At 64.4% G+C, this 5,204-nt stretch carries 5 protein-coding genes; 4 read left to right on the forward strand and 1 reads right to left on the reverse strand.

From position 1 onward, the window contains the following. The 3 genes from APH25_RS25680 to APH25_RS11510 form a co-directional block, all read left to right on the forward strand. Positions 1-240, forward strand: a 240-nt coding sequence (locus APH25_RS25680) for a hypothetical protein (RefSeq protein WP_177331171.1), incomplete at its 5' end; no start/stop codon positions are given. Positions 241-266: 26 nt separating this feature from the next. Next, positions 267-1,424, forward strand: coding sequence for a macrolide transporter subunit MacA (gene macA / locus APH25_RS11505; protein ID WP_060482027.1), 1,158 nt, complete (start codon positions 267-269; stop codon positions 1,422-1,424). A 2-nt stretch (positions 1,425-1,426) separates the two neighbouring features. Then, positions 1,427-3,433 (forward strand): MacB family efflux pump subunit, encoded by a 2,007-nt coding sequence (locus APH25_RS11510; RefSeq protein WP_060482025.1) that lies wholly within the window; start codon positions 1,427-1,429, stop codon positions 3,431-3,433. 14 nt (positions 3,434-3,447) lie between these two features. Here the strand turns inward: APH25_RS11510 and APH25_RS11515 are convergent, their stop codons facing one another. Then, entirely contained in the window at positions 3,448-4,080 is a 633-nt protein-coding gene (locus APH25_RS11515) for a LuxR C-terminal-related transcriptional regulator (RefSeq protein ID WP_060482026.1), read from the reverse strand. Positions 4,081-4,296: 216 nt separating this feature from the next. Here APH25_RS11515 and hisN point away from each other — a divergent pair, with 216 nt between their 5' ends. Next, the gene (gene hisN, locus APH25_RS11520; RefSeq protein ID WP_028634048.1) at positions 4,297-5,088 is read left to right on the forward strand and encodes a histidinol-phosphatase; all 792 of its coding nucleotides are present in this window, start codon (positions 4,297-4,299) and stop codon (positions 5,086-5,088) included. Positions 5,089-5,204 lie beyond the last annotated feature (116 nt).

Below are 5,204 nucleotides of genomic sequence, written 5' to 3' on the forward strand. Positions count from 1 at the left end.
GGGCTTGCCTACACCGGCCCGGCGCGCCTGGTGCTGGTGGACGACCCTGGCCTGGATGCCGCCGGCAATGCCCACGAGCACGAGCAGATGCAGGCCCAGTGGCTGGCGTTGATGCCACAACTGGCGTCATGGAAGGCGCCAGGGGACCACTTCAGCATTTTGAAAGTGCCGGATGTATTCAGCCTGGCAGCCTGGTGGCACGACGGCCAGGCCTGCCAACCGGCGCAGTTGGCCCAATAGCCCGAGACAGAGGAAAACGCGTGTTCATGGAAAAGAAGACAGTACGCAAGTGGGGCATCGGCGTGGCCGTTGCCCTGGTGGCAGGGCTGGGCCTGTATGCCGTGCAGGCCCCGGCCAAGCCACCGCAGTACATCACCGCCCAGGTGGAGCGCGGCGACATTGAAAACGCTGTGCTGGCGACCGGGGTGCTGGAGGGGATCGAGCAGGTGGATGTAGGGGCGCAGGTATCGGGGCAGTTGAAGTCGCTGAAGGTAAAACTGGGCGACAAGGTCAGTGCGGGGCAGTGGTTGGCCGAAATCGACCCGCTGGTACTGCGCAATACCCTGCGCCAGGCCGAGGTGGACGAGGACAAACTGCAGGCGCAACGGCGCTCGGCGCTGGCCCAGCTGAAGCAGGCGCGGCGGGTGTACGAGCGCTACCGCGAGCTGCAGGTGGACCAGTCGATCTCCCGCCAGGATTTCGACAACGCCGAAGCGGAGTACGAAGTGCAGCAGGCGGCCGTGCGCTCGCTCGACGCGCAGATCCAGAGCGCCCGAGTGGAAATCGACACCGCCCGGGTCAACCTTGGCTACACACGTATCAACGCGCCCATCACCGGCCATGTGGTGGCTATCGTCACCCAGCAAGGGCAAACGGTGATCGCCAACCAGCTGGCACCGGTGCTGCTCAAACTGGCCAACCTCGACACCATGACCGTCAAGGCGCAGGTGTCGGAGGCAGACGTGATCCATATCAGCCCGGGGCAGGCTGTGTACTTCACCATTTTGGGCGAAGACAAACGCTACTACGCCAAGCTGCGTGGCACCGAGCCTGCACCGCAGCATTACGCCCAGAGCACCGACAAGGCCGACGCCGCCGGCGGTAAACCCAGCGGTGCGGTGTTCTACAACGCGCTGTTCGAAGTGCCCAACCCCGACCACCGGCTGCGCATCGCCATGACCGCCCAGGTGCACATCGTGCTCGACACTGCCGAGCAGGTACTGACCGTGCCGGTGGCGGCGCTGGGGGTGCGCAACGCAGATGGCAGCTACCCGGTGCGGGTGCTCGATGGCAAGGGCTTTGCGCAACAGCGCGTGGTGCAGGCCGGCATCAACAACAACGTGCGGGTGCAGATCAGCCAAGGGCTGGAGGAGGGTGACCGGGTAGTGATCGGCGAACCTGTGACCGGCGACGCGGGGGCTTGAGCATGAACATGAACGTGCAACCCAGCCCGCACCTGGCCGCTACCCACGCGTGCGATGAACCGCTGCTGCGTCTACAGGGGGTGACGCGCAGCTTTCAGGCAGGCGACCGCGCGTTTCTCGCGCTCAAGGGCATCGATTTGCAGATTCAGCGGGGCGAGCTGGTGGCGATCATCGGCGCCTCGGGCTCCGGCAAGTCGACTCTGATGAACATTCTCGGCTGCCTGGACAACGCCACCACCGGCAGTTACCGGGTAGGTGGCCAGGAAACCCGTGCGCTGGGCCCCGATGCCCTGGCGGCACTGCGCCGCGACCACTTCGGGTTCATCTTCCAGCGCTATCACCTGCTGCCACACCTGGATGCCCTGCACAACGTCGAAATCCCAGCCGTATACGCCGGCCTGCCCCTGGACCAACGCCATGCCCGGGCGCGTGACCTGCTGGCGCGCCTGGGCCTGGGCGAACACCTGCGCCATCGCCCCAGCCAATTGTCGGGGGGCCAGCAGCAGCGGGTGAGCATCTGCAGGGCACTGATGAACGGCGGGCAGGTGATTCTGGCCGACGAGCCTACCGGTGCGTTGGACACCGCCAGTGGCAAGGAGGTGATGAACATCCTGCTGGAACTGCATGGCGCAGGCCATACGGTAATCCTCGTGACCCACGACCCGCAGGTGGCTGCCCATGCCCAGCGCATCATCGAGGTCAGCGACGGGCAGATTGTCAGTGACCGGTACAAACACGCCGCGCCGCCTGCGCTGGCAGCGCCAGGTACGGCGCACCCTAGCGGGCAAGGCGCGCGACGGCTGTTGGCCAGCCTCGGCATGTTCCGTGAAGCGTTCAAGATGGCCTGGCTGGCGTTGGTTTCCCACCGCATGCGCACGCTGCTGACCATGCTTGGCATCATCATCGGTATTACCTCGGTGGTGTCTATTTCGGCCATCGGCGAGGGGGCCAAGGGCTATGTGCTCAAGGACATCCAGGCCATTGGCAGCAATACCATCGATGTCTATTCAGGCAGCAACTTTGGCGACAGCCGCGCGCGCAACATCGAAACCCTGGTACCCGCCGACGTGGCGGCGCTGAACGCGCTGTACTACGTCGACAGCGCCACACCGGTGATTGGCCAGGGCACGTTGGTGCGCTACCGCAACCTGGACGTGGACGTGCAACTGAACGGGGTCAGCGAGCATTACTTCCAGGTACGCAACATCCCGCTGGCGGCTGGCATCGTGTTCAGCGCCGATGACGCGCGGCGCCAGGCCCAGGTAGTGGTCATCGACCACAACACCCGCGAGCGGCTGTTCGGCCCCAACGTCGACCCACTGGGGCAGGTGATTCTGGTGGGTAACCTGCCGTGCACGGTAATTGGCGTAACGGCGCGCAACAAGAACCTGTTCGTGGCCAGCAACCAGCTGAACATCTGGGTGCCCTACGAAACCGCCGCCGGCCGGGTACTCGGGCAACGGCACCTGGACAGCATCAGCGTGCGTGTGCGTGAAGGGGTACCCAGCAAGCGGGTGGAAGAGGAGGTGAGCCGGGTGTTGATGCAGCGCCATGGCACCAAGGACTTCTTCACCAACAACCTGGACAGCATCATGCAGACGGTGCAGAAGACCAGCCGCTCGCTCACCCTGCTGTTGTCGCTGATTGCCGTGATCTCGCTGGTGGTGGGCGGTATCGGGGTGATGAACATCATGCTGGTTTCAGTCACTGAACGTACCCGTGAAATTGGTATTCGCATGGCTGTGGGGGCGCGTCAGGTGGACATTCGCCAGCAGTTTCTGGTGGAGGCCGTGATGGTGTGCCTGCTGGGTGGCGTGATAGGGGTCGGGTTGTCGTATGGCGTGGGGTTCTTGTTCGAGCTGTTCGTCAAACAGTGGGAAATGGTGTTCTCCCCCGGCTCGATCATCATGGCCTTCGCCTGCTCGACGTTGATCGGCGTGGTGTTCGGCTTCGTGCCGGCGCGCAATGCCGCGCGCCTGGACCCGATCGAGGCCCTGGCGCGGGACTGAGGGCCGCCGGTGGCTCAAGGCTGGGCGTACATCCAGCGCATCAGTGAGTGGCGCCCGCCAATGCCCAGCTTGATGGCTGCCCTGCGCAGGTAGCTCTCCACGGTGTTGGCCCGCAGGCCCAACTGCTCAGCCTGCTCGGGGGCGGTGCGCCCGGCCAGCAGGCCGAGGCACACCTGGCGCTCGCGCTCAGACAGTTTCAGGCCGGTCTGGGCCAGGCGGTCGATGAAGCGTTGCTCCAGGCTTTCGGGGGTGGAACGCCCCGGCGCTGGCTGCAGCGCATGGATGTGTTTTTCGAGCATGGGCAGCAACAGCGGGGAGATAGCGTCCAGGCGGCTGCGCTCGAATGCGGAGAAACCATAGGTGGAGCCTGCCCGCAGTACCTGAATTTCCAGCCTGGCTGGCCCGCTGCCGCGGATCCGGTGCAGGCGTGAGGGGTCGTCGAAGCCGGCCTCGGGCTGGGTGGCTGATGAATACACGGTTTCGCTGAGGCCTGCGCCTTCACAGGGTGTGAGCGGCAACTGGCGGATTTGTGTGGCATCGATGCACAGGTGGGCCTGGATGAGGTCGTGCAGCAGGCGGGGGAAATGGCGGCTGCCGGTACTGGCAATGACTTTGCCGATTTGCGGGTAGATCGAGTGGGTATTCATCGTGTCGTCCATGAGTCCGGAACAAGCCTGCCCCGCGCTGGTGGCTGCCCGAATCCTGGGCGTGCGGCGGGACCTGATAGGTATCCTAGTACAACGAACTGCCTGAGAGTAAATCTAGCCCGATAATGCCACAATGATGGCACTGCTGCGCCCCATGCCGATGAAGGGCGGGTGGGGTATGATGCGGGCCTTCCACCTGTCACGAGGCCCTCCTGCATGTCCCTGTGTGCTGAACAGATTGGCGAATTCCGTGCTTTCGCCGAACAGCTGGCCGACGCCGCTGCTGACGCGATTCAACCCTACTTCCGCGCAAGCCTGGCGGTCGAGGACAAGGGCGGGCGCCTGTACGACCCGGTGACCGTGGCCGACAAGGCCGCTGAAGACGCCATGCGTGCCTTGATCCAGGAGCGCTACCCCACCCACGGCATTCTGGGCGAAGAGGCGGGTGTAGCGGTGGGCAGCAGCCCGCTGACCTGGGTGCTCGACCCCATCGATGGCACCCGTGCCTTCATCACTGGCCTGCCGCTATGGGGCACGCTGATCGCCCTGAACGATGGCAAGCGCCCGGTGGTGGGGGTGATGAACCAGCCGTTCACGGGTGAACGCTTCATCGGCACGCCCGACGGCGCCTGGAGCGGCGAAAAGCGCCTGGCCACCCGCGCCTGCGACAGCCTGGCCCAGGCCACGTTGATGTGCACCACCCCTGACATGTTCGATAGCGCCGCCCGCAAGGCTGCATTCGAATCCGTCGCCGGGCAGGCGCGGTTGATGCGCTATGGCGGCGATTGCTACGCCTACTGCATGCTGGCCTCGGGCTTCGTCGACGTGATTGTGGAAGCCAGCTTGCAGCCCTACGACGTCCAGGCGCTGATGCCCATCATCGAAGGTGCCGGCGGCGTCATCACCGCCTGGGATGGCAGCAGCGCACAACAGGGCGGCTGCGTGGTCGCTTGCGGCGACCCGGCATTGCATGCGCAGGTGGTGGAGATGCTTCGTCACGCGATGTAAGCGGTGACATATTAGACATCGCTTTTTGTGTTTTCGACAATGTCCAAGTTGGCGCAATCCTTGTGGGAGCAACTGTCTTCAACAAAATCTGAATGCTGGCATCGATCTTGTGGGAG

The organism is Pseudomonas sp. NBRC 111119 (assembly GCF_001320125.1).
GTDB classification, from domain to species: domain Bacteria; phylum Pseudomonadota; class Gammaproteobacteria; order Pseudomonadales; family Pseudomonadaceae; genus Aquipseudomonas; species Aquipseudomonas parafulva.